The sequence below is a fragment of the Microlunatus soli genome (assembly GCF_900105385.1).
In the GTDB taxonomy this organism is placed as follows: Bacteria; Actinomycetota; Actinomycetes; order Propionibacteriales; family Propionibacteriaceae; genus Microlunatus; species Microlunatus soli.
In genome coordinates, this window is sequence record NZ_LT629772.1 from 1,324,729 (window position 1) to 1,346,386 (window position 21,658).

The window sequence follows — 21,658 nt, forward strand, 5'->3', positions numbered from 1 at the left end:
CAATCCCGCGACGAGACCCGCATATGCCTTGACACGTATATACACCAATGGGAATATTAGAGGCATGCCGACGGATGTCTTCACCGCGATCGCCGAACCCCATCGCCGCGCGATCCTGGACCAGCTGCGCGCCGGACCGGCGAGCGTCGGCGAACTGGTGGATCGGATGGGACTGCCCCAGCCGACCGTCTCCAAGCACCTCCGAGTGCTCCGCGACCACCGAATCGTCAGTTGCCGGACCGCTGCGCAGTCCCGGATCTATCAGCTGAACACCGAACCCCTGGCCGAGTTGGATGACTGGCTGCAGCCCTATCGCCTGCTCTGGCAGCGCAGCTTCGCAGCGCTCGGCGACCACCTTGATCGAACCGATGAGAAGAGGACCCGATGAACACCAGGACACGGCAGGATTTCGATCCCGGCCCCTTGAAGCCGGCCACGATCAGCCCGGCCGGCGGCCGATGGACGCTGGTCTACCGGCAACAGTTCAACCATTCCCCCCAGGCCGTCTGGGCGGCGCTCACCGACCCCGACCAGCTCTCGGCCTGGGCTCCGTACACCGCCGACCGCGACCTCGGCAGCACCGGTCCGGCCACCCTGATCATGATCGACGGCCCCGACCGGAAACGCCTCCCCGCAACCGTCATCGTCGCCGATCGTCCGGCGGTGCTGGAATTCGACTGGGGCGGACAGCTGCTGCGGTGGGAACTGCAGCCGACCACCGACGGCACCGAACTGGTGCTGCAGCACACCGTCGACGAGCGGGACAGTCTGTCCTCGATGGCGGCCGGCTGGCACCTCTGCCTGCTCGTCGCCGACGCCGCGCTGCGCGGCGAACCCTTCGGACCGATCACCGGCGAAGCAGCCAAAGAATACGGGTGGGACGACCTCGAACGGGGCTACGCGGCCGAATTCGGGCGGCACGACACCGCCGGCTGACCGGACCGATCTCGGCTCGTCGGACCGGCGCGCCGCGGTCGTTGCCGGATTTTGTCGGTGCCGGGGGTGAGGATCGGGCACGTGGCTACTTCGATCGTGCTCGCTCTGCTCGGCGGACTCCTGCTCGGCGCCCTGGTGGCCGGGGTCGCCGGCTGGCTGATCAGCCGCGCCCGTTCCGAGACCCGCGGTGCCCGCGACCAGGCCGAGCTGGCCCAGATCAACTCCGATCAGGCCCGGACCCGGTCGGAGTTGGCGCATGCCCAGGCCCAGGCCGCCGAGGCCCGCTCGGAGGCGGCGCAGGCGCGTACGGAGCTGGCCCGCAACCAGCGACTGGTGGCCGAGGCACGAGCCGAGGCGTCGGCGGCGCAGGCCGAGGCCGCCGAGGTGCAGGCCGGTTTGGCCAAGGCAACGGCCGAGCGGACCGCCGCGATCCAACGCGCCCAGGAGATCGCCGCCGATCGGGAGGCGATGCTCAACCAGTTCAAGGTGCTGTCGGCCGAGACCATCGACCGGCAGACCAAGCAGGCCGACGCGACAGCTGCCAACCGGCTGAAGGCCACCGAACAGCTGATGGCGCCGGTCCGGGAATCGCTGGACCGGTTCAACGCCCGGCTGACCGACGTGGAGAAGGAGCGGGCGGCGATGTCGGCCGACCTGCGGGCCCAGGTCCAAACCGTCCGGCAGACCGGCGAGACGTTGCGCCAGGAGACGTCGGCGCTGGTCACCGCACTGCGCAAGCCGCAGGTGCGCGGCGCCTGGGGCGAGGTCCAGCTCAAGCGGGTCGCCGAGCTGTCCGGAATGTTGGAGCACTGCGACTTCGACCTGCAGACCACGACCAGGACCAGCGACGGCACCGTCCGACCCGACATGCGGGTCGATCTGAGCGAGGGCAAGCACATCTTCATCGACTCCAAGGCGCCGTTGAGCGCTTTTCTCGATGCCGCCGAGGCCGATGATCCCGACGTCCGCGAGCAGCATCTGCGGCGCTACGCCAAACATGTCCGGACCCACGTCGACCAGCTGTCCTCCAAGCAGTACTGGAAGGCCGCCGAGACGCCGGAGTTCGTGGTTCTGTTCCTGCCCAGCGAGGCGTTCTTCTCCACCGCGCTGGAACAGACCCCCGACCTGACCGAGTACGCCGCCCGCAAGGACGTGGTGATCGCCACCCCGACGACGCTGATCGGGATGCTCCGTTCGGTGGCCTACGGCTGGCGGCAGGCGGCATTGGCCGAGAGCGCGGCCGAGGTGTTCAAGCTGGGCCGGGAGCTGCACGAGAAGCTCGGGCTGATGGGCAACCGCTTCGACAAGCTCGGGCGAGCGCTGCGGACCTCGGTGAACGCCTACAACGAGACCGTCGCTACCGTCGAGGGCACGGTATTGGTCCGGGCCCGGAAGTTCACCGACCTCAAGGTCAGTGAGGCCGATCTGAAGGCGCCCGAAGCCGTCGATGCTCCGATTCGACAGATCCAGGCCCAGGAGTTGGTCGACGATGCCGTGTCGGTCGAGCCGATGGTCGGTCGGGAGTCACGCCGGCGGAGCAAGCGGAAGAGCTCCGCACCGGAGGCCGACGAGTTGGTCCGCGGTGAGCCCGACCTGTTCGAGCTCACCGCCGGCGAGGCCGAGCCACCCTCCGATGCCGACACCGGAAGCTGATCAGCTCGGACGGCGTCAGTCGAGCAGCCGCGCGGGGACGACCGTCACCTCGTACGGCTTGCGCGCCGTCCAGGACTCGTCGCCGGTGACGTCGGCGACCTGCTCGTACTCGCCATCGCGCAGCTCCCAAGCGACCAGACGCGCTTGTGCCGGATCGAAGACCCAATAGGACTCCACGCCGGCACGCCGGTAGCGATCACGCTTGACGCTGAGGTCGATCATCCGCGTGCTTGGCGAGAGCACCTCCACGGCCAGCAGTGGTGCGGTTGGCAGGTTCTTCTCGACGAAATCGCTGCGCCGGGCGACCAGGATGTCCGGTTCGACCACAGTGTCATCAGCCAGAACCACATCCAAGGGCGCGTGCAGCACTCGCAGGCTCGGTGGGGACAGCTGCCGCAGAACCGCCTCGAAACCGCTGACGGCAATCTGGTGCCGGACGATCGGCGCCGGGGTCACGATCAGCACTCCGTCGATGAGTTCGTAGCGGTGGCCGTCATCAGGCAAGTTCTCCATGTCGGCCACCGTCAGCGCACGACTCCACGGCAGCACCAGCGGTTGCCCCGTCTGCTGCAGTCCTGCCTGGTGCGCGGTCACGATTCCCATGGTGCCTCACTCCCCCGTTGAACGCCACGATCAGATCGTGTCACCGGTCGACAGCGTCGGCGGCGCGTCATCCACAGGGTGCGCGGTCAGTCGTTCAGCGCACCCTTGCGGAGATCACGACGCAGTTCGGGCGGCAACGCGAAGACCAGCGACTCCTCGGTCAGTCGTTCTTCGGTCGCGGCCGGGAATCCCTTGCTCTGCAGGTGTTCCAGCACTCCGGTGACAAGATCATCGGGGACCGAGGCACCGCTGGTGACACCGACGGACTCGACCCCGTCCAGCCACTCGTCGGCGATCTCGCCGGCATTGTCGACCCGGTAGGCGGCCTTCGCACCGGCCTCCAGCGCGACCTCCACCAGGCGTACGGAGTTCGACGAGTTGGCCGAGCCGACCACGATCACCAGATCGGAGTGACCGGCGATCTGCTTGATCGCCGCCTGCCGGTTGGAGGTGGCGTAGCAGATGTCGTCGCTGGGCGGATTGATCAACTCCGGGAATTTCTCCCGCAGCTTGGACACCGTCTGCATCGTCTCGTCGACGCTCAACGTGGTCTGGCTCAGCCAGGCGACCTTGGACGGGTCGCGGACCTCGACGTCGGCGACGTCAGCCGGCGACTGGACCAGCGTCACGTTGTCCGGCGCCTCACCGGTGGTGCCCTCGACCTCCTCGTGACCGGCGTGCCCGATCAGCAGGATGTCCAGGTCCTCGCGGGCGAACCGCTTGGCCTCGTGGTGCACCTTGGTCACCAACGGGCAGGTCGCGTCGACGGTGTGCAACTGCCGTTCCTTGGCCTCGTCCCGGACCGCCGGCGAGACGCCGTGCGCGGAGAACACCACGGTCGCGCCCTCCGGCACCACCGACAGCTCGTCGACGAAGATCGCGCCGCGTTGCTCGAGGTTTTCCACCACGTGCTTGTTGTGCACGATCTGCTTGCGGACGTAGATCGGCGCACCGTAGGTCTCCAGCGCCCGCTCGACGGTGATCACCGCACGGTCCACGCCGGCGCAGTAGCCACGCGGAGCGGCGACGACGACCCGCTTGCCGCTCGCGGTCGGCTGGTCGGTGCCGCCGGTCGCGTCATCGGTCGGGGTGCTCACCGGCTGGGTCTGCGACGTCATGGCTGCCAGTGTAGGAGGCCGACGTCAACCGGCTGATCCTGCTCAGACCGTATAGCGGTGGACCGCGACACCGGTCGAGGTCAGCTCGCTGCCGGTGAGCTCCAACGAGAGGGCCGGGCTGCCGTCGGGGAACATCTTCTTCCCCGACCCGATCACCAGGGGGAAGATCAGCAACCAGATCTCGTCGACCAGACCGAGCCGGAACAGACTCTGTAGCAAAACGCTGCTGCCGAAGACGAGGATGTCGCCATCGATCGTGGCCTTGATCTGCTCGACGTCGCCCGGGTCGGACAGCACCGTGGTGTTCGCCCAGTCGGCGGTGGCCAACGTCGCCGACACCACGTATTTCGGCATCCGGTTCATCGCCGCCACCGGTGGCTCAGACGGGTCGGCGGTCGGCCAGATCGCGGCGAAGCCCTGGTACGTCCTCCGGCCGAGCAACATCGCCGACGCTCCGGTCGTTGCCTCGGCCATGATCCGGGCGACGTCGTCATCCATCAGGGCCGAGACCCAGCCGCCGGCCTCGAAGCCGCCGTCGCGGTCCTCGTCGGCCGACAACACCGACTGGATGACACCGTCCAGCGACATGAAGTTGACCACCCGGATCGTGCCCATCAACCGCTCCCTTCGCCGCCCACCGGTACCCACCGAGTATCCCGCGCAGACAGCGGATCCGGCCCGATCGGCAGCCGGAACCCGCCGAACTGTCCGAGCCCACTGCCAAGCTGGACAGCATGACCTCACCGACGAAGGCGCCAGCCGCGAAGAAGTCACCGATCGGATTCGGCGCGACCGTGCTCGACACACCGGATCCGGGAGCGCTGGCCCGGTTCTACGCCGAGTTGCTCGGCTGGCGGGTGACGGAGGCCGACGACGACTGGGCCGTGATCAGCGGCGACGGCGGCGAGTTGATGTTCCAGCAAGCACAGGAGTTCCGGCCTTCGACCTGGCCCGACGCCGAGATCCCGCAGCAGTTCCACCTTGATCTCGAGGCACCGGACCTCGAGGCGGCCGAGGCCTATGCGTTGTCGATCGGGGCTGTACGGCGCCGGACGGCGGACGAGCCGAGCGACCGGTTCCGGGTCTTCGTCGATCCGAGCGGTCACCCGTTCTGTCTGTGTATTTCGGCCGCACCCCAGGACTGATGCGCAGACCTGAACGCCTGCGGCGGAGCGGGCCGTATGGTCGGAGGCGGAGGTGCAGCCATGGCGGAGGATCGAGGAGAGCTGCTGGTCGGACTCGGCGCGCCCGCCGGACTCTGCGGGAGCTGCCGATTCGCCCTGCTCAATCGCACCCGGCGCGGCACGGTCTATCTGCGCTGCGGGTTGGCAACCGAGGACGACCGGTTCGCGAAGTACCCCAGGCTGCCCGTCATGGAGTGCTCGGGCTTCCGGCAGTTCGAAGGTGGAACTGATCCGGTGCGGCCGTCACCGCCCGGCGTCGCACGATGACCCGGTCGCACCGCTGTCGCACCGGCCGCCCGCGGACGGTTGTCGGGAGCACCGGTTAGGGTCTGGCCATGGCCCTGGAGTCCTCCCCTGAGCAACCGCAGCCGCTGCGGGTCGTCGCCCAGGCGGTCAAGGGCTGGATCGAGCGGCTCGGCTGGGTCTGGGTCGAGGGCCAGCTGATCCAGATCAACCGGCGGTCGGGCTCGCGCACGGTGTTCCTGACGCTGCGCGACAAACTCGCCGAGGTCTCGGCCAGCGTCTCCATCTCTCCGGCCAATCTTGATCTTGCCGGTCCACTGCAGGAGGGTGCGACGGTCGCGCTCCGATTGCGGCCCAGCTACTACACCCCGAGCGGCCGGTTCTCCTTCTACTGCGACGAGATCCGACCGGTCGGCGAAGGACGGCTGTTGGCTCAACTCGAGCAGACCAAGCGTTTGTTGCAGGCCGAGGGCCTGTTCGACCGGGCGCGCAAGCAGCCGCTGCCGTTCCTGCCCGCAGCCGTCGGACTGATCACCGGCGCGAACAGCGCGGCCGAGCGCGATGTGGTGGAAAACGCCCGACGGCGCTGGCCGGCGGTCATGATCGAGACCCGCAACACACTGGTCCAGGGCCCCCAGGCAGCCGCCGAGATCATCACTGCCGTGCAGCAACTCGACAGACTTCCCACCGTCCAGGTGATCGTGATCGCCCGAGGTGGCGGCTCCCTGGAGGATCTGCTGCCCTTCTCCGACGAAGGGTTGATCCGCGCCGTCGCCGGCTGCCGGACACCGGTGATCAGCGCAATCGGACACGAGACCGATCAGCCGATCCTCGATCTCGTTGCCGACGTCCGAGCGTCGACGCCGACCGACGCGGCCCGCCGCGTGGTGCCCGACGTCACCGAGGAAGTGGCTCGGATCGATCAGGCGCGGGAGCGGGCGACCGCGGCAATGATCTCCATCATCGCGCGACAGCAGGAGGCGCTCAGCACGATCCGCAGCCGCCCGGTGCTGGCCGATCCGACAGCGACATTCGACCTGCGGTACGAACAGCTGGATTCCTTCCGGCACAGGGGTTTCCGGGCGATCCGGCAGTTGCTCACCCAGGAGGCGAGCTCGGTCGACCACATCCTGGCCCGGGTTCGGGCGATGTCACCCAAGGCGACCCTCGATCGTGGCTACACGATCTTGGTCGACGGCCAGGATCGGACCGTCACCGACGCCGCCGAGGTCGCCGACGACGATCGGCTCGTTGCCCACCTCGCCAGCGGGCGGCTCGACCTGCGGGTGACCGGACGACACGACGCACCAGGCGGCGAGCACTCCGACCAGCCGCCGGACCAAAATCAACACCTGCACGACCACGATGAACCGCTACGCGACCAGTGAGGACCAGCCAGCGATGACCGACGAGCCGACCGAAGAGGACCTGAGCAAGCTCAGCTACGAGCAGGCCCGCGAGGAACTGGTCGCCGTGGTGCAGCGACTGGAGTCCGGCGGTGCACCGTTGGCCGAGTCGCTGGCGCTCTGGGAACGCGGCGAGAAGCTCGCGGCGATCTGCCAGCAGTGGCTGGACGGCGCGAAGGCCACGGTTGAGGCCGCGCGCGCTGCGGCGGACGCCGATCCCTCCTGAGCCGCTGGTCACCACCGCGACCCATCTCCCTTCCGACACACGACATCTAGGTAGTTACAAACGTGTGATTTCCATATATAGTGGTTCACGCAGCTGGTTCCCCCGGCCATCCAGGTCGGTGGAGGTAACAGGGAATCCGGTGTAGGCCCAACCCGTATCAGGGTTGGGGCGAGTCCGGGACTGCCCCGCAGCGGTGATCGAGAACGACCGTCGTCATCAAGCACTGGGTGCCTGCAAGCACACCTGGGAAGCGACGACCAGTAGGTGATCACCCCGATCCCTGCACGTCCGGGATCGGGTGGCCGAGCTCGTGAGTCCGAAGACCTGCCAGTGCGCTTCAGGTGACACGCGGCCGCGTCGTCGCCGAGCGGTCCGCTGCCGCGTGGGACGGCGTGGGACCTCACCGGAGTTCCGGCGACCGTGGCTGATGCCCGGCCGGCTCCCCGTGTTCGGTTCCTCCTTCCCCGCATCGCGCGGATGCGTCTCCGCAATCAGTCACGTCACGAGGGATGGGCAGATGACAGTCACGTCTGAGATTTCGGTGGTCAAGCGCGACGGAAGCCGTGCGCCGTACGACGGGTACGAGATCGCACGATCGATCGAGGAGGCCAGTCGTGGTCTGGACGACTCGGTCACCCGGGCGACCCAGATCGCCTCGGAGTTGGAGATCACGCTCTTCGACGGCATCACCAGTCAGCAGTTGGACGAGGCCGTGATCGGTGTCGCGCTCGGCAACGTCAAGGACGATCCGGCCTTCGACATCATCGCGGCTCGGTTGTTGATCAAGACCCTGTACAAGGCCGTGCTGGGCGACGGCGTCACCCGCGACGACATCCGGGACCGACACCATGAGTTGTTCGCCGGTTACCTCGCCGACGGCGTACGGTCCGGGCTACTGGATCCGCGGCTGACCGAGCTTTTCGATCTTGATCGACTGGCGGCGACGCTCGACCCGGATCGCGACGATCTGCTGCACTACATCGGCGCGCAGACGCTGCGAACCCGGTACATGATCACTGATCATGAACGCCGACCGCTGGAGGTTCCGCAGTTCTTCTGGATGCGGGTGGCGATGGGGTTGGCACTGAACGAGGACGATCCGACATCGGTCGCGATCTCCTTGTACGACAAGATGTCCCGGCTGGAATATCTCGCTGCCGGCTCGACCTTGGTCAACGCCGGCACCTCGTACGCGCAGCTGTCCAACTGCTTCGTGATGCAGGCCGAGGACGACATCGAGCACATCGCCAAGTCGATCCGCGATGTCATGTGGATCACCAAGGGCACCGGCGGCATCGGCTTCTCGGTGTCCAAGCTACGCAGCGAGGGGTCACCGATCCGGTCCAACAACACCACCTCGACCGGCCCGATCCCCTTCATGCACACCATCGACTCGACGCTGCGGGCGATCTCCCGCGGCGGCAAGAAGTTCGGCGCCCTCTGCTTCTACCTGGAGAACTGGCACCTGGACTTCGCCCAGTTCCTGGACCTGCGACAGAACTCCGGTGACCCGTACCGTCGGACCCGGACCGCCAACACCGCGGTCTGGATCTCCGACGAATTCATGCAGCGGGTCGAGCGTGATCAGGACTGGTACCTGTTCGATCCGCTGGAGGTCGGTGATCTTGTCGAGTTGCACGGCGCTGCCTTCTCCGCGCGCTACGCCGAATACGTTGCGATGGCCGAGCGTGGTGAGCTGCGACGATTCCGCAAGATCCGGGCCCGCGAGCAGTGGCGGGCGATCCTGATCTCGCTGCAGACCACCTCGCACCCGTGGCTGACCTGGAAGGACACCATCAACGGCCGCGCGCTGAACAACAACACCGGCACCATCCATCTGTCCAACCTGTGCACCGAAATCTGCCTGCCGCAGGATCGGGACAACATCAGCGTCTGCAACCTGGCCTCGATCAACCTGTCCAAGCATCTGGTCGGCGCCAAGCAGCAGGCCCGGATCGACTGGAAGCGGCTCGCCACGTCGGTACGGCTGGCCGTTCGGCAGCTGGACAACCTGATCGACATCACCATCTCCTCGGTGCCCGAGTCCGAGCGGTCCAACGACCTCAACCGGGCCGTCGGGCTGGGTGTGATGGGCTTCACCGACCTGACCGAACGGCTCGGCCTGAGCTATGAGAGCGAGCAGGCCTATGAGTTGATCGACGAAGTGATGGAATACATCAGTTGGCACGCCATCGACGCCAGCGCCGACCTGGCCCGTGAGCGCGGCAGCTACACCAACTTCGACGGCTCCCGCTGGTCCCAGGGGCTGGTGCCGATCGACACCCTGGACGTGCTCGAGGCCGATCGCGGTACCCCGGTGGAGGTCGACCGGACGACCCGGTTGGACTGGGATTCGCTGCGTACCAAGGTCAAGGGCGGGATGCGCAACGCCACCCTGATGGCGATCGCGCCGACCGCATCGATCGGCCTGGTGGCCGGCACCACGCCAGGTCTGGACCCGCAGTTCAGCCAGATCTTCAGCCGAGCCACGTCGTCGGGAAAGTTCCTGGAGGTCAACCGGAACCTGGTCTCCGACCTGGTCGAACGCGGCCTGTGGGACGACGTGAAGGATGAGCTGTTGCGGGCACAGGGCGACCTGTCCAAGGTGGATACGGCGCCAACCGATCTGCAGCGGGTCTACCGGACCTCGTTCCAGCTCTCGCCGTACGCCTACCTGAACGTCGCCGCCCGCGCACAGAAGTGGATCGACCAGGCGATCAGCCGCAACATCTATCTGGCCAGCCGGGACATCGGTGAGATGGTCGATCTGTACAGCGCGGCCTGGAAGATGGGCGTCAAGACCACCTACTACCTGCACATGATGCCGCGGCACACCGCCGAGCAGAGCACGGTCAAGATCAACAAGGCCGAGCAGTTGCGCGGTCAGGACCGGACGTCGGCCGGTCCGGCGTCGGGCCGCCGCGGGTTCGGTGGAGTCGCCCGTCCGCAGTCCCCGGTCTCCCCCACGCCGGCCGGCGCTGCGACGACCGAGCCGGCGGCGAAGGTCGGCACGTCCCCCACACCGACCGTCGAGTCGGCACCGGAACCCGCCGAGCAGGCACAGATCCTGCCGTTGCTGGCCGACGACACCCGGGTCACCGACCACGAGGGCTATGACAGCGAGGACATCGACGGCGCATCCTGCCCGATCGACCCACAGGAACGCCTGCAATGCGACTCCTGTCAGTGACCCACAGGTCCTGAGCCTGTCGAAGGACCACAGGATCCTGAGCCTGTCGAAGGACTGCGAATCGACAATGACAGGCAGGCCCTTCGACAAGCTCAGGGACCTCCGACAGGTTCTCTCCCATTCCATGATCAACAGCAAGGAGCGTCATTCGTCATGCCTACGAACGGAATTCTCGGCACCGGGATCAGCGAAGGACTGCTGCTCAAACCGGTCACCTACTCCTGGGCCTACGAGCTGTACAACCAGGCGGTGGCCAACACCTGGTTCCCGCACGAGATCCAACTGGGTGAGGATCTGGCGGACTTCGGCCGGATGACCGACGAGGAACGGCACGCACTCACCCATCTGATGAGCTACTTCAACCCCAACGAACTGCTCGTCAACAAGTCGCTGGCGTTCGGTGTCTATCCCTACGTCAATGCCGCCGAGTGTCATCTCTACCTGGCGAAGCAGATGTGGGAGGAAGCCAACCACTGCATGGCCTTCGAGTACGTCCTGGAGACCTTCCCGATCGACCGGGAGGCGGCGTACGGCTCGCACATCAGCGTTCCGTCGATGGCCGCCAAGGAGGCCTTCGAGGTCACGTACATCAAGCGGATGGCCGAGCAGACCTTGGACATCGGCAGCACCGAGGGCAAGCGGGACTTCGTCCGCAATCTTGTTGCCTACAACGTGATCCTGGAAGGGATCTGGTTCTACTCCGGCTTCATGGTGGCGCTCAGCTTCCGGCAACGGAACCTGCTGCGCAACTTCGGCTCGTTGATCGACTGGATCGTCCGGGACGAGAGCCTGCACCTGAAGTTCGGCATCAACCTGATCCTGACGGTCTTGGACGAGAACGAGGATCTACAGACCCCGGAATTCGCCGAGGAGATCCGCCAGATGATCCTGGACGGGGTGGAGATGGAAGCGGCCTACAACGCCGATCTGCTCCCTCGCGGCATCCTCGGCATGAATGCCGACTACGTCAATCAGTACGTGAAGTACATGGCAGACCGCCGCCTGGAAGAGCTCGGCTTCGAGCCGGCCTACAACGTCCGCAACCCCGCCAAGTGGATGGCAGGAGCCAACGACACTCTCCAACTGGTCAACTTCTTCGAATCCATCAACACCTCCTACGAGGTCGACGCCCGAGCCTGACCAGTCCAATTGAGCGCGATATATCAAGGTTAGGCACGTTCCAGCACCCCTGGAACGTGCCTAACCTTGATATATCGCGCGAGATTGGCCTGGTCAGGTCTGCTGGAGCTGGCCGAAGCGGCGGCGGTAGTCGAGCGGGGGCAGGCCGACGTGGCGGCGGAAGTGATCGCGGAGGACCACGCTGGAGTTGAAGCCGACCCGGTCGGCGATCTGTTCGATGGTCTGGTCGGTCTCCTCCAGCAGCCGGCGGGCCTCGAGCACTCGGTGCTGGTTGATCCATTTGTGCGGCGTGGTGCCGGTCTCGGCCGCGAACTTGCGGGCGAAGGTGCGCTCGCTCATGTTGACCCGGCGGGCCAGGCTGCCGGCGCTGTGCTGGGTCGCCAGGTTGTCGACCATCCAGGCCAGCAGGCCGCCGAGCGCCTCGGAGTCGTCGATCGGCAGCGGCAGGTCGACGAACTGTTGCTGGCCGCCGTCGCGGTGCGGCGGCACCACCATCCGGCGTGCGATCCGGGTCGCGATCTCCTGTCCGAGCTCGCGACGGATCACGTGCAGCGCGGCGTCGATGCCGGCCGAGGTGCCGGCGCTGGTGACGACCGAACCGTCGTCGACGTACAACACGTCGGGGTCGACCCGGGTGGTCGGCACCTCTCGCTGCAGATCGTCGGAATACATCCAGTGGGTGGTCGACGGTCTGTCGTCCAGCAATCCCGCCGCGCCGAGCAGGAAGGCGCCGGAGCAGAAGCTCATCACGATCGCACCGTCGTCGTGTGCCTGTCGGATCGCATCCAGGACGGCCGGCGGATAGCCGTTCTCACCGCGGGGCGGCGTCGCCGAGGCGATCACCAACTGGCTGCCACGGACCGCATCCAGTCCGTGGGTGGCGTTGATGCTGAACGGCGTCACCGCCTTGGCGACCATCGGTCGCTCCGGGTGCTCGGTGCAGATCCGGAAGTCGAAGGGCTCGTACCCCTCCTCGTGACGGTCGAGCCCGAAGATCTCCACGGCAACCGCGAACTCGAACACCGACACCGGCTCGATCAGGATGATGCTGACCCGCTTCAACGGGGTCACCGGCTTGAGTCCCGCACGCTGGACCGGACCCGACCCCGATCTCTGGGCCGGGTTCTGCTGCTGCGCAGTCACGACGCCTCCTTGGCAGAAATCCTCTGTGCATCGGCCAGTTTGCCACTGTCGCACGCCCGACACCAGCAGAAGAATGATGTGCATGATCGCATTCATCGCATTGACGGCCCTGGCGATCGCCCTGCTTCCGGTCTGGGCACCAACTCTCGGACCCGGCGCCGCGATCGGCCGATTCCTCCACCGCACAAGCACAACACTCGAAGACATCAGCTACGCCAACCGGCGGCTCCGCGAGCTCCAACTCGACCTGCCGCAGACGCCACGGACGACCCGACTCGCGCACTGATCGAGCGCCCGAACAGGACCCTGGCAGAAATCATTTGACTGTTGTCATTTCTGCCACTGTTGTGCGACGAACGTCCTCAGGAGACTGGTTTCCATGATCGGATTGTTGATCACCTCGGCGGCGTTGATCACCGCCATCGTGCTGCTGGTGAACCTCACGCACCGGAAGTCGAGAGATCCACGCGCATGGGGACCGGCGTCGGCCGCTCAGGACGCCGATCGGCGGCGCACGGTCGACGAGCTGGCCGAGCTGGCCGTGTCCACCGAACGCGGGTCCGACGCGCAGCAGGCTACTGGTCGGTCCGCAGCAGACCGACGAACGCCTCCAGTTGCTGATAGCTCGCATCACCGGTCACCACGGTGGTCACCCCCGCGCCGGCATGCACCAGCGCTCGGGTCCGGTCATCGTCGGTGACCAGCCGCTTCCACTCATTGCCGTCCACCCGACTGACTCCGTCGTCGACGGCCTCTCGGGTGGCCTGCTCGACGAATTCCGCCGGTTGCTTGTCGACCTGATCGAGCTCGAGGTAGATGTTCCGATCGGTCAGTACGCCGAGCTGCCAGCGATTGCGAACCGACTCCTGACCGGTCGGGTCCGGCTGCCCCACCTCGGTCCAGGAGGCCCGGGTGGCGCGCCACCCGGCCGGTATCGCCGCCGGCGCCAACACCTCGTACGGCGCCTGCTCCCGGGCCCGGGACGCCACCGACTGCCAGTCGACGGTCTGCACCGTCGGCTTGTCCGGGCCACTGGTCAACAGGGCTGCGAAGATCGCGACCGGGATCATGATCACCAGCAGCGACAACACCATGTCCCGAGCTGTCGGGGATCTCCGTGCACGTGCCACGCGGACCATCCTCACACGGACCACCCGATCCGCCGACACACTGGTGATGCGTCCGAAACCGCGACGGGTAAGAATGGGCCCATGAACAAGGCCGAGGACTACCGGATCGAACACGACACGATGGGCGAGGTACGGGTGCCCGCCGCAGCGCTGTGGAAGGCACAGACACAGCGCGCCGTGGAAAACTTCCCGATCTCCTTCCGGCCGATCGACCCGGCACTGATCGCGGCACTGGCCCGGATCAAGGGCGCTGCGGCCACCACCAACGCCGAGCTGGGCGTGGTCGAGGAGAAGGTCGGCCAGGCGATCAGCCAGGCCGCGGCAGAGGTGGCGTCCGGCAAACATGACGGCGAATTCCCGATCGATGTCTTCCAGACCGGGTCCGGCACCTCCAGCAACATGAACACCAACGAGGTGATCTCGTCGCTGGCCACCACGATCCTGGGCGCCGACGTGCACCCCAACGATCATGTGAACGCATCCCAGTCCAGTAATGACGTGTTCCCCAGCGCGATCCACATCGCCGCCACCGACGGGTTGATCAACACCCTGATCCCCGCCCTGGAACACCTGCGCGACGCGCTCGCTGCCAAGGCCGACGAATTCGCCGAGGTGGTCAAGAACGGCCGGACCCACCTGATGGACGCCACACCGGTCACCCTCGGCCAGGAGTTCGGCGGCTACGCCGCCCAGATCAGCAACGGCATCGAACGGATCCGGGCCGCATTGCCCCGGGTCGCCGAGCTGCCGCTCGGTGGCACCGCGGTCGGCACCGGGATCAACACCCCGGCCGGATTCGCGCCGTCGGTGATCAAGATCATCGCCGATCAGACCGGGCTGCCGCTGGTCGAGACCCGGAACCATTTCGAGGCCCAGGGCACCCAGGACAGCATCGTCGAGGCATCCGCTGCCTGCAAGGTGATCGCGGTCAGTCTGACCAAGATCGCCAACGACATCCGCTGGATGGGATCCGGCCCGCGGTCCGGGCTCGGCGAGATCGCGCTGCCCGACCTGCAGCCCGGCTCGTCGATCATGCCCGGCAAGGTCAACCCGGTGTTGTGTGAGGCGACGATCATGGTGGCGGCCCAGGTGATCGGCAACGACAGCACGATCACCACGGCCGGTCTGCAGGGCAACTTCGAGCTGAACGTGATGCTGCCGGTGATCGCCCGCAACATCCTGGAGTCGATCAGGTTGCTGAGCAACGTGTCGGTGCTGTTCGCCGATCGCTGCATCTCCGGCATCACCGCCAACGTCGAACACGATCGCCAGCTCGCCGAGTCCTCGCCCTCGATCGTCACCCCGCTGAACCGCTACATCGGCTACGAGAACGCCGCCGCGGTCGCCAAGCAGGCACTGAAGGAGGGCCGCACGATCCGCGAGGTGGTCATCGACAACGGGTTCGTCGCCGACGGCAAGCTCACCGAGGAGCAACTGGATTCCGCGCTCGACGTGCTGTCCATGACCCGCCCGCCGACAGCCTGAACCGGACCGCCCGAACAGCTCAGGGGTCGCTGTCGATCGGGGCTGATGGCGTTCGTCCGTTGGGCATCACATCCCATCGAGAGGACGTCAGATGCCCACCGACAACACGCCATCGTCCCCGGCCGTCACCGAGCGGGCGAGCTATCAGGCAGTGCTGGACTCGTTGCGGACCGAGGAGAAAGCCCACACCCGAAGCGCGTACGGCCGGCCCACCGCGCAGTGGCCCCGGCTGCATGCCGGGCGGTCGGACGATATCGACGCCTGAGCGGCCACGCACCCGGGGTGGCAGGCAGGCAGCCTTCTCGGTCAAGTTCTCCGGACGCAACGAATCCCCCATCCCGGCCACGACCACCCCACCGCCGCACCGTTTGCGTACCTTCGCACCAGGAGTACGCGGTGCGAAGGTACGCAAACGGTGCGGCCGGGGTGGTTCAGCGGCCCGGGGGTGAGCGGATCGGGCGGGGCGGGGTCGGTCAGCGGATGGTGAAGCCGACGTCGATGGCAGTTCGGCGCCGTTGATCTGTCAGTCCTCGACCGATCTCGACCGCAGACGCGGGTGCTCGCGCGACCGACCCGATCGGCGGCGCCGCCGGCTGTGAACGGGCATACAGTGGGTACTGAGACAACGGATCTGTCAATGACGCTGGATGAGGAGATCGCCAACGAGGAAGGAAGTCTCCGATGTCTGTCTCGCACGTCTCACCGTCGTTCCATCTGCACCGGCACTCGGCGACCAGGACCAGGACCAAGCTGGAACGCCAGCATCGGGCCAACCTGATCCTCGGCATCATCGCGTTGGGTCTGCTCGCGGCCCTGGTGGTCGGGATCGTCGGTCTGGTCAACACCGTCGCACCATCGGCCGGGATCGGCTACCCCGCGGACGGCGCCGCCTATGTGCACGCATCAAGGATGGCGGTCTTCTGGCTCTGGCTCACGCTGATGGATGTCGTGGCGATCTTCGCCTTCGGCATCGCGTTCGCGTCCCAGCACCAGCAGTAGTACTGCCGACAGCGCGCCGCGACGCAACAACCCGCCGCCCGGTCAGCCGGACGGCGGGTCGTCGCGCGTTGTCGTTCGTTCAGTCGGCCGTGACGGTCAGGGCCTGATGCTCAGCGGGCCTTGACGACGTCCACGTCGGACGCCTTGACATACATGATCCGGTGCCCGAACGAGACCTGCAGATACTTGGTCTTGCCGACCACGTCGACATGATCATCCGGCGGCGTACCGTCGAATTTCACTGCACGGTAGTAGTCGGTCGAGACCGAGTCATCGGTCAGCACCGCCCGCTGGCCCGCCCGCAGCTTGTAGGACAGCGGAGCCGTACCTTGATCGGGAATGCCCTCCGGATAGGCCGAGGACTCCGGGTAGGCGCGGCCGTAGGTGGCCACCTCGTCGACGCCCTTCTTGGGGGTGACCAGTTGACCGCCGACATCGACCGCCGTCCGGTGCTCACCCTTCGGGTTGTGGAACCAGGCCTTCTGGCCGAGGTACCAGATCGCGGTCCAGTCTCCGTCCCGATCGGCGACGGCGAACTCCTGCCCGGCCGCAGCGCGGGCACCGATGTCGGCGACCTCGGTCGTGCTGGCCGAGCCGTCGGTGTGCAGATCGATGTCCTTCACCAACGGCGCAGCGGCACTGGGTTCACTGTGCAGGTAGACGAAATTCGATCCCTGCGGATCGCACGGCTTGCCGGCCGTCTCACATCCTGTGATCACCTGCTGGTTGCCGTCGAATCCCGGAGCGATCCGGACGATTTCCTTGCTGGGCTTGCCATCCCGGGCCTTGACCGGAGCGCCGAGCAACGTGAAGTAGTGCTCCCAGTCCCAGTACGGACCCGGATCCCAGTGCATGCCCTTGACCGTTGCGGCGGTCGTGCCCGGCACGTTGTCGTGACCCAGAATATGATCATGGTCGAGCGGGATGTCCCACTTGGCGGCCAGGTATTTCACCAGCCGCGCCGAGTTGCGATAGAGCGACTCGGTGTACCAGGTCGCCCCGTCGGCGGCGAACCCTTCCTGCTCGATCCCGATCGAGTGCTGGTTGATGTACCAGTTGCCGGCATGCCAGCCGACGTCCTTGGTCGGGATGTGCTGGGCGATGTGGCCGTCGGCGGATCGGATCGTGTAGTGCCAGCCGAGGTAGGTCGGGTCCTGCACCAGCTTCAGGCTGGTCTCCCAACTCCCCTCCGTGTCGTGCATCACGATGTAGTCGACCGTCGGGCCGGCGTCGGTGTCCCGCGGTGCCTTGTCGTAGTTGCCGTAGTCGCCGTCACCGGTCTCCTGGTACGGCGCCGGGATCGACTCACAATCCAGACCTGCCGGACATTCGATGCCGTCGCCGCCGGCGGCACCCTTGCTGGCCTTGCGGAGCTTGAGCAGTGCGAGTTGATCGGTCCGCGGGTCGGCCTGGGCCGCCGCCATCGAAACCTTCTGCCCGTCGTCGGTGGTCCGCCGTGCTCCGGCGGCCAGGGCGTCGTACACGTCGTCGGCGAAGGTGCCGGCAGCCGACTCGGTGGTCGATCCGCTGGTCGAGGCGACTGCTGCGTACCACTGTCCCGGGTCGGTTCCGGCGCCGGTGGGCAGCTTCAACGACCGCTGTTTCTGGGCCAGCAGGGCCGCGCCGCCGCGGATGTTGGCGGTGGCGTCGGTGCGCAGCGTGTCCCGATCGACATCGAGCAGGTCGGCTGCCCGACCCAGGCTGTCGACCTTCTGCGGCAGCACCCGATCGGCGGCTGCGGCGTCCTGGGCACCGGCTTCCTTGGTGCCGGGACCGTCGTCGGCGAACAGCGTGCCGTCGATGAGATTCATCGGGCCGTAGCCGCCGTCGGTGTTGTGCTCACCCGGATGGGCGTCCCAGCGGGTCTGGGCGTACGACATGGCTTCCAGCAACGAGATCGGCACCCCGAATTCGGTGGACGCCTTGCTGAAGGCTTCGTCGCGGGTCGGCGGGCTTGCCGCCGCCTGTGGAGTGGCGGTCAGCGCCGCCGCTCCGAGGACCGCGAGCACGGAAGCACCCGCGGCAAGGCCACGCACCTTCCGTCGCGATGATGACAACTGGGACACGATGGGGCCTCCCGAGGGATGGAGATCTACTTGCGCGGTAGTCAATCACCTCCCCGCGCTTTATGCATCAGGTCGCTTTGTTACGTGTCTGTCACCGCTTGCTCGACCTTCCGCCGAACGGACCGACGACGGTGCGACATCGCGTTGCCGGGACATTCCCATTCCCTCCCCCGGGGCCATCCTGGATCGCCGGCGCGAACGCTGCCGGCCGCCGGTCCGGCAGCGATCGGGTCCAGGGACGTGGTCTGACAGTCCCCTGGAAGAAGTCGCCAGGGCCGCCGGCGTGGGCAAGGCAACGATCTTCAACCGATTCGGCGGGCGAGTCGGCCTCATCGAGGCCGTCATCGAGGAGGTCGTCACGACCGAACTGTTCGCCATCATCGACCGAACCCGAACGATCAACGACGTCGTCGAGCAGATCCCGTACCACCTCACCGCGATCCGCGACCTGCAATACCGCCAGCCCGCGATCGACGACGTGTTCCTCCGGACCTATCCACACTCCGCGCAGTTGATGGAGAGCTGCCGGGTCGGGAGCGAGATCAACGACGAACTCGTCGAGGCCGCGCACAGGTCCCGCGCACTGCGGCCGGAATTCACCGCGCCCGATCTGCACGCCCTCGTGACCGACACCGCGCTCGCGCTCAAGTACGGCGACAAGCCTTCCCGTGAGGACTACGACCGTCGAACCGCCTACCTGCTGGACGGGATCCGCGGAGAGACACCGTAGGAGGGTGCTGAACAATGTGCCCGCCGCGAGCGGTGCGCTGTGCGTGCAGCGCACCGCGCAGCAGCGCAGATTTGTTCAGGGGTCTACTAAGCCAGGCCGATCCGCCGCAGCTCGCGAGTGCTGCCGGGGCGCGCCTTGAAGGTGCCCATCCCGACCCGTCCGTGGACCACCAGCAGCGGCATCCCGGGAGCGGGTTCGCGGGGAACCTTCACCGTCTTGTTGCCCCAACTCTTGTCCAGCCGATCCACATCGATCCCCCAGCCGTCGGGGAGGACCAACACCGTGGTGCCGGCGCCGGCGATCATCTCGATCTCGATCAACGGTGCCGCCGGGATGGCCTGCAGACAGTTCAGCTTGACCGTGCCCATCCCCTGGCTGATCCGGACGTACGGCGGAACGGTCCAGACCCCGGTCCGCTTCTCGCTGCTCATCCCGCCGTCCAGCCGCAGCGGGTCGTCCGGGGAGTAGCCGGGCGGCGGCGGTCCCTGGACCCGGGACCCGACGACCTCGACACCGGTCGGCCGACCGATCGACCCCGCCGAACGGTCACCGGTCAGATCAGCGGTCAACGGCTCCAGGTCGCCGTAGGTCTTGGCCCGCAGCGCGGCATCCAGGCGTTCGTCCAGCTCCGCCATCGTCAACCGGCCCTCGGCCGCCGCCTTCTGCAGGATCTCGGCGACGGCATCGCGCTCGCTGTGTCCGACGCGAAGGGAGCGAGCAGGCGGATCGGTAGCCATGCCCAAACTCTACTGAGTCCGCTCCACCCCGGACCTTGAGCCTGTCGAAGGAGTGCCCTGAGCCTGTCGAAGGGCTGTGCACCGAGGACGCGACCAGCACGACGGATGCCGTTCGACAAGCTCAGGGACCTTCGACAAGTTCAGGATCGTGGCGACGATCAGCGGGGCAGGTCCTCCAGCAGGTCGGTGACCAGTTCGGCGATCGCCGACCGCTCCGAACGATGCAGCGTGATGTGCGCGAACAGCGGATGCCCCTTCAGCTTTTCCACCACCGCCACCACCCCGTCGTGCCGGCCGACCCGGAGGTTGTCCCGTTGGGCGATGTCGTGGGTGAGCACCACCCGGGAGTCCTGTCCGATCCGGGACAGCACGGTGAGCAGCACGTTGCGTTCCAGCGACTGCGCCTCGTCGACGATCACGAAGGCGTCGTGCAGCGACCGGCCGCGGATGTGGGTCAGCGGCAGCACCTCCAGCAGGCCCCGTTCGAGCACCTCGTCGATGACCACCTTCGAGGTGACGGCACTGAGGGTGTCGAAGACGGCCTGCGCCCAGGGCTGCATCTTCTCCCCCTCAGTGCCCGGCAGGTAGCCGAGATCCTGACCGCCGACGGCGTACAGCGGCCGGAAGATCACCACCTTGGAGTGCTGCTGCCGCTCCAGCACGGCCTCCAGTCCGGCACACAGGGCCAGCGCGGATTTGCCGGTACCGGCCCGACCGCCCATCGAGACGATGCCGACACTGGGGTCGAGCAGGATGTCCAGCGCGACCCGCTGCTCGGCCGACCGACCGTGGATCCCGAACGCGTCCCGGTCTGTGTTGATCAGCTTGACGTCCTTGTCCGGTGTCACCCGGCCCAGCGCGGTGGCCGAGCCGCTGCTCAGCACAACTCCTGTGTGGCAAGGAAGATCACGGGCGGCTTCGAGCTCGGCCGAGCCGGTCTCGTACAACTTGTCAAGATCATCGGTGGTGATCGCCAGGTCGGCCATCCCGGTCCAACCCGAGTCCGGCGACAGTTCGGCGCGGTATTCCTGTGCGGTCAATCCGACCGAGGACGCCTTCACCCGCATCGGCAGGTCCTTGCTGACCAGCACCACGTCACGTCCCTCGCGGGAGAAGTTCAACGCGACGGCCAGGATCCGCGAGTCGTTGTCCCCCAACCGGAAGCCGTCGGGCAGTGCCGACGGATCGGAGTGATTGAGTTCGACGTGGACGGTGCCACCTTGATCATTGACGGGTACCGGAGCATCGAGCCTGCCGTGTCTGATCCGGAGATCGTCGAGCAACCGCAGCGCCTCGCGGGCGAAGAAACCCAATTCGGCGTGGTGCCGTTTGCCCTCGAGTTCGGTGATCACCACCACCGGCAGGACGACGTCATGTTCGGCGAATCGGCGCAGGGCGTGCGGATCGCTCAACAGGACGGAGGTGTCGATGACATACGTGCGCTGATCTTCGGACGTGCTCGTTGCCGCTGACTTGGCCACTTTCGGTCCTTACTGGGGGCCGCGCGACACCATCGCCCGGCCCCACGCTGTCACGTGGTCGGCCGGGGCCGGAACCCGCTCATCGTCGACGCGGATGTCCGGTGACGCGCAGATACGAGCTGCATCAGCTGCCTCCCCGGCGAGGCACTTCCCCATGCCTCGCACCACCAACGTTAAGCCCATCCAGG

Annotated in this window: 22 protein-coding genes and 1 riboswitch; of the genes, 14 read left to right on the forward strand and 8 right to left on the reverse strand. The window is 66.7% G+C overall.

The window, feature by feature from the left end; translation table 11 throughout:
- Nucleotides 1–64 precede the first annotated feature (64 nt).
- The 3 genes from BLU38_RS06210 (at nt 65) to rmuC (ending at nt 2,589) form a co-directional block, all read left to right on the forward strand.
- A complete protein-coding gene (locus BLU38_RS06210) occupies nt 65–388 on the forward strand; it encodes an ArsR/SmtB family transcription factor (RefSeq protein ID WP_091521520.1) in 324 nt (107 codons plus the stop codon).
- Nucleotides 385–936 carry an SRPBCC family protein gene (locus tag BLU38_RS06215; RefSeq protein ID WP_091521524.1) on the forward strand — a complete coding sequence of 184 codons (552 nt, stop codon included), beginning with the start codon at nt 385–387 and terminating at the stop codon, nt 934–936. Before BLU38_RS06210 ends, BLU38_RS06215 begins: the two co-directional genes overlap by 4 nt.
- 81 nt (nt 937–1,017) lie before the next feature.
- The gene (gene rmuC, locus BLU38_RS06220; protein WP_231920197.1) at nt 1,018–2,589 is read left to right on the forward strand and encodes a DNA recombination protein RmuC; all 1,572 of its coding nucleotides are present in this window, start codon (nt 1,018–1,020) and stop codon (nt 2,587–2,589) included.
- A gap of 15 nt (nt 2,590–2,604) precedes the next feature.
- On the opposite strand, the gene BLU38_RS06225 is transcribed toward rmuC, so the two are convergent.
- From BLU38_RS06225 to BLU38_RS06235, 3 genes are all read right to left on the reverse strand, one after another.
- Nucleotides 2,605–3,183, reverse strand: coding sequence for a Uma2 family endonuclease (locus BLU38_RS06225; RefSeq protein WP_231920198.1), 579 nt, complete (start codon nt 3,181–3,183; stop codon nt 2,605–2,607).
- Nucleotides 3,184–3,278: 95 nt separating this feature from the next.
- Nucleotides 3,279–4,310: a 4-hydroxy-3-methylbut-2-enyl diphosphate reductase gene (locus BLU38_RS06230; RefSeq protein ID WP_091521534.1), complete on the reverse strand. Its 1,032-nt coding sequence runs from the start codon at nt 4,308–4,310 to the stop codon at nt 3,279–3,281.
- Between the two features lie 42 nt (nt 4,311–4,352).
- Nucleotides 4,353–4,925, reverse strand: coding sequence for a dihydrofolate reductase family protein (locus tag BLU38_RS06235; RefSeq protein WP_091521536.1), 573 nt, complete (start codon nt 4,923–4,925; stop codon nt 4,353–4,355).
- A gap of 119 nt (nt 4,926–5,044) precedes the next feature.
- Between BLU38_RS06235 and BLU38_RS06240 the strand changes: the two genes are divergently transcribed.
- The 6 genes from BLU38_RS06240 (at nt 5,045) to BLU38_RS06265 (ending at nt 11,699) form a co-directional block, all read left to right on the forward strand.
- Nucleotides 5,045–5,455, forward strand: coding sequence for a VOC family protein (locus BLU38_RS06240; RefSeq protein WP_091521539.1), 411 nt, complete (start codon nt 5,045–5,047; stop codon nt 5,453–5,455).
- A gap of 60 nt (nt 5,456–5,515) precedes the next feature.
- A complete protein-coding gene (locus tag BLU38_RS06245) occupies nt 5,516–5,761 on the forward strand; it encodes a hypothetical protein (protein WP_091521542.1) in 246 nt (81 codons plus the stop codon).
- Nucleotides 5,762–5,829: 68 nt separating this feature from the next.
- Nucleotides 5,830–7,125 (forward strand): exodeoxyribonuclease VII large subunit, encoded by a 1,296-nt coding sequence (gene xseA, locus BLU38_RS06250; RefSeq protein WP_091521546.1) that lies wholly within the window; start codon nt 5,830–5,832, stop codon nt 7,123–7,125.
- A gap of 13 nt (nt 7,126–7,138) precedes the next feature.
- Nucleotides 7,139–7,369 (forward strand): exodeoxyribonuclease VII small subunit, encoded by a 231-nt coding sequence (locus BLU38_RS06255; protein ID WP_091532022.1) that lies wholly within the window; start codon nt 7,139–7,141, stop codon nt 7,367–7,369.
- A 77-nt stretch (nt 7,370–7,446) separates the two neighbouring features.
- Nucleotides 7,447–7,715, forward strand: a riboswitch (cobalamin riboswitch).
- A gap of 171 nt (nt 7,716–7,886) precedes the next feature.
- Nucleotides 7,887–10,559, forward strand: a complete 2,673-nt coding sequence (locus BLU38_RS06260; RefSeq protein WP_091521550.1) for a ribonucleoside-diphosphate reductase subunit alpha — start codon at nt 7,887–7,889, stop codon at nt 10,557–10,559.
- A gap of 153 nt (nt 10,560–10,712) precedes the next feature.
- The gene (locus tag BLU38_RS06265) at nt 10,713–11,699 is read left to right on the forward strand and encodes a ribonucleotide-diphosphate reductase subunit beta (RefSeq protein ID WP_091521554.1); all 987 of its coding nucleotides are present in this window, start codon (nt 10,713–10,715) and stop codon (nt 11,697–11,699) included.
- Nucleotides 11,700–11,792: 93 nt separating this feature from the next.
- On the opposite strand, the gene BLU38_RS06270 is transcribed toward BLU38_RS06265, so the two are convergent.
- Nucleotides 11,793–12,842, reverse strand: coding sequence for a GlxA family transcriptional regulator (locus tag BLU38_RS06270; protein ID WP_231920199.1), 1,050 nt, complete (start codon nt 12,840–12,842; stop codon nt 11,793–11,795).
- An 82-nt stretch (nt 12,843–12,924) separates the two neighbouring features.
- Here BLU38_RS06270 and BLU38_RS06275 point away from each other — a divergent pair, with 82 nt between their 5' ends.
- Complete coding sequence (locus BLU38_RS06275; protein WP_091521559.1) at nt 12,925–13,128, forward strand: hypothetical protein; 204 nt, start codon at nt 12,925–12,927, stop codon at nt 13,126–13,128.
- Nucleotides 13,129–13,417: 289 nt separating this feature from the next.
- On the opposite strand, the gene BLU38_RS06280 is transcribed toward BLU38_RS06275, so the two are convergent.
- Nucleotides 13,418–13,972 (reverse strand): DUF4245 domain-containing protein, encoded by a 555-nt coding sequence (locus BLU38_RS06280; RefSeq protein ID WP_157683242.1) that lies wholly within the window; start codon nt 13,970–13,972, stop codon nt 13,418–13,420.
- Nucleotides 13,973–14,053: 81 nt separating this feature from the next.
- On the opposite strand from BLU38_RS06280, the gene BLU38_RS06285 reads away from it, so the two are divergent.
- The 3 genes from BLU38_RS06285 to BLU38_RS06290 all read left to right on the forward strand — a co-directional run bounded on the left by BLU38_RS06285 (nt 14,054) and on the right by BLU38_RS06290 (nt 16,456).
- The gene (locus BLU38_RS06285) at nt 14,054–15,457 is read left to right on the forward strand and encodes a class II fumarate hydratase (RefSeq protein ID WP_091521565.1); all 1,404 of its coding nucleotides are present in this window, start codon (nt 14,054–14,056) and stop codon (nt 15,455–15,457) included.
- 91 nt (nt 15,458–15,548) lie between these two features.
- The gene (locus BLU38_RS30760) at nt 15,549–15,722 is read left to right on the forward strand and encodes a hypothetical protein (RefSeq protein WP_157683243.1); all 174 of its coding nucleotides are present in this window, start codon (nt 15,549–15,551) and stop codon (nt 15,720–15,722) included.
- A 416-nt stretch (nt 15,723–16,138) separates the two neighbouring features.
- Nucleotides 16,139–16,456, forward strand: coding sequence for a hypothetical protein (locus BLU38_RS06290; protein WP_091521568.1), 318 nt, complete (start codon nt 16,139–16,141; stop codon nt 16,454–16,456).
- Between the two features lie 110 nt (nt 16,457–16,566).
- On the opposite strand, the gene BLU38_RS06295 is transcribed toward BLU38_RS06290, so the two are convergent.
- Entirely contained in the window at nt 16,567–18,513 is a 1,947-nt protein-coding gene (locus tag BLU38_RS06295; RefSeq protein ID WP_197680017.1) for an N-acetylmuramoyl-L-alanine amidase, read from the reverse strand.
- A gap of 292 nt (nt 18,514–18,805) precedes the next feature.
- Between BLU38_RS06295 and BLU38_RS32180 the strand changes: the two genes are divergently transcribed.
- Nucleotides 18,806–19,252, forward strand: coding sequence for a TetR/AcrR family transcriptional regulator (locus BLU38_RS32180; protein WP_197680018.1), 447 nt, complete (start codon nt 18,806–18,808; stop codon nt 19,250–19,252).
- A gap of 86 nt (nt 19,253–19,338) precedes the next feature.
- Here BLU38_RS32180 and BLU38_RS06305 read toward each other — a convergent pair whose 3' ends face one another.
- Both BLU38_RS06305 and BLU38_RS06310 read right to left on the reverse strand, forming a co-directional pair.
- Nucleotides 19,339–19,989 (reverse strand): DUF1707 SHOCT-like domain-containing protein, encoded by a 651-nt coding sequence (locus BLU38_RS06305; RefSeq protein ID WP_091521582.1) that lies wholly within the window; start codon nt 19,987–19,989, stop codon nt 19,339–19,341.
- Nucleotides 19,990–20,147: 158 nt separating this feature from the next.
- Entirely contained in the window at nt 20,148–21,470 is a 1,323-nt protein-coding gene (locus BLU38_RS06310) for a PhoH family protein (RefSeq protein ID WP_091521584.1), read from the reverse strand.
- Nucleotides 21,471–21,658 lie beyond the last annotated feature (188 nt).

What these genes read in the sequence shown, in the direction of transcription:
- BLU38_RS06290 (WP_091521568.1), top strand. Translation starts at nt 16,139, where the DNA reads ATGTCTGTCTCGCACGTCTCACCGTCGTTCCATCTGCACCGGCACTCG.
- BLU38_RS06260 (WP_091521550.1), top strand. Translation starts at nt 7,887, where the DNA reads ATGACAGTCACGTCTGAGATTTCGGTGGTCAAGCGCGACGGAAGCCGT.
- BLU38_RS06235 (WP_091521536.1), bottom strand. Translation starts at nt 4,925, where the DNA reads ATGGGCACGATCCGGGTGGTCAACTTCATGTCGCTGGACGGTGTCATC.
- BLU38_RS06210 (WP_091521520.1), top strand. Translation starts at nt 65, where the DNA reads ATGCCGACGGATGTCTTCACCGCGATCGCCGAACCCCATCGCCGCGCG.
- BLU38_RS06245 (WP_091521542.1), top strand. Translation starts at nt 5,516, where the DNA reads ATGGCGGAGGATCGAGGAGAGCTGCTGGTCGGACTCGGCGCGCCCGCC.
- BLU38_RS06275 (WP_091521559.1), top strand. Translation starts at nt 12,925, where the DNA reads ATGATCGCATTCATCGCATTGACGGCCCTGGCGATCGCCCTGCTTCCG.
- xseA (WP_091521546.1), top strand. Translation starts at nt 5,830, where the DNA reads ATGGCCCTGGAGTCCTCCCCTGAGCAACCGCAGCCGCTGCGGGTCGTC.
- BLU38_RS06285 (WP_091521565.1), top strand. Translation starts at nt 14,054, where the DNA reads ATGAACAAGGCCGAGGACTACCGGATCGAACACGACACGATGGGCGAG.
- BLU38_RS06240 (WP_091521539.1), top strand. Translation starts at nt 5,045, where the DNA reads ATGACCTCACCGACGAAGGCGCCAGCCGCGAAGAAGTCACCGATCGGA.
- BLU38_RS30760 (WP_157683243.1), top strand. Translation starts at nt 15,549, where the DNA reads ATGCCCACCGACAACACGCCATCGTCCCCGGCCGTCACCGAGCGGGCG.
- BLU38_RS06305 (WP_091521582.1), bottom strand. Translation starts at nt 19,989, where the DNA reads ATGGCTACCGATCCGCCTGCTCGCTCCCTTCGCGTCGGACACAGCGAG.
- BLU38_RS06215 (WP_091521524.1), top strand. Translation starts at nt 385, where the DNA reads ATGAACACCAGGACACGGCAGGATTTCGATCCCGGCCCCTTGAAGCCG.
- BLU38_RS06230 (WP_091521534.1), bottom strand. Translation starts at nt 4,310, where the DNA reads ATGACGTCGCAGACCCAGCCGGTGAGCACCCCGACCGATGACGCGACC.
- BLU38_RS06255 (WP_091532022.1), top strand. Translation starts at nt 7,139, where the DNA reads ATGACCGACGAGCCGACCGAAGAGGACCTGAGCAAGCTCAGCTACGAG.
- BLU38_RS06265 (WP_091521554.1), top strand. Translation starts at nt 10,713, where the DNA reads ATGCCTACGAACGGAATTCTCGGCACCGGGATCAGCGAAGGACTGCTG.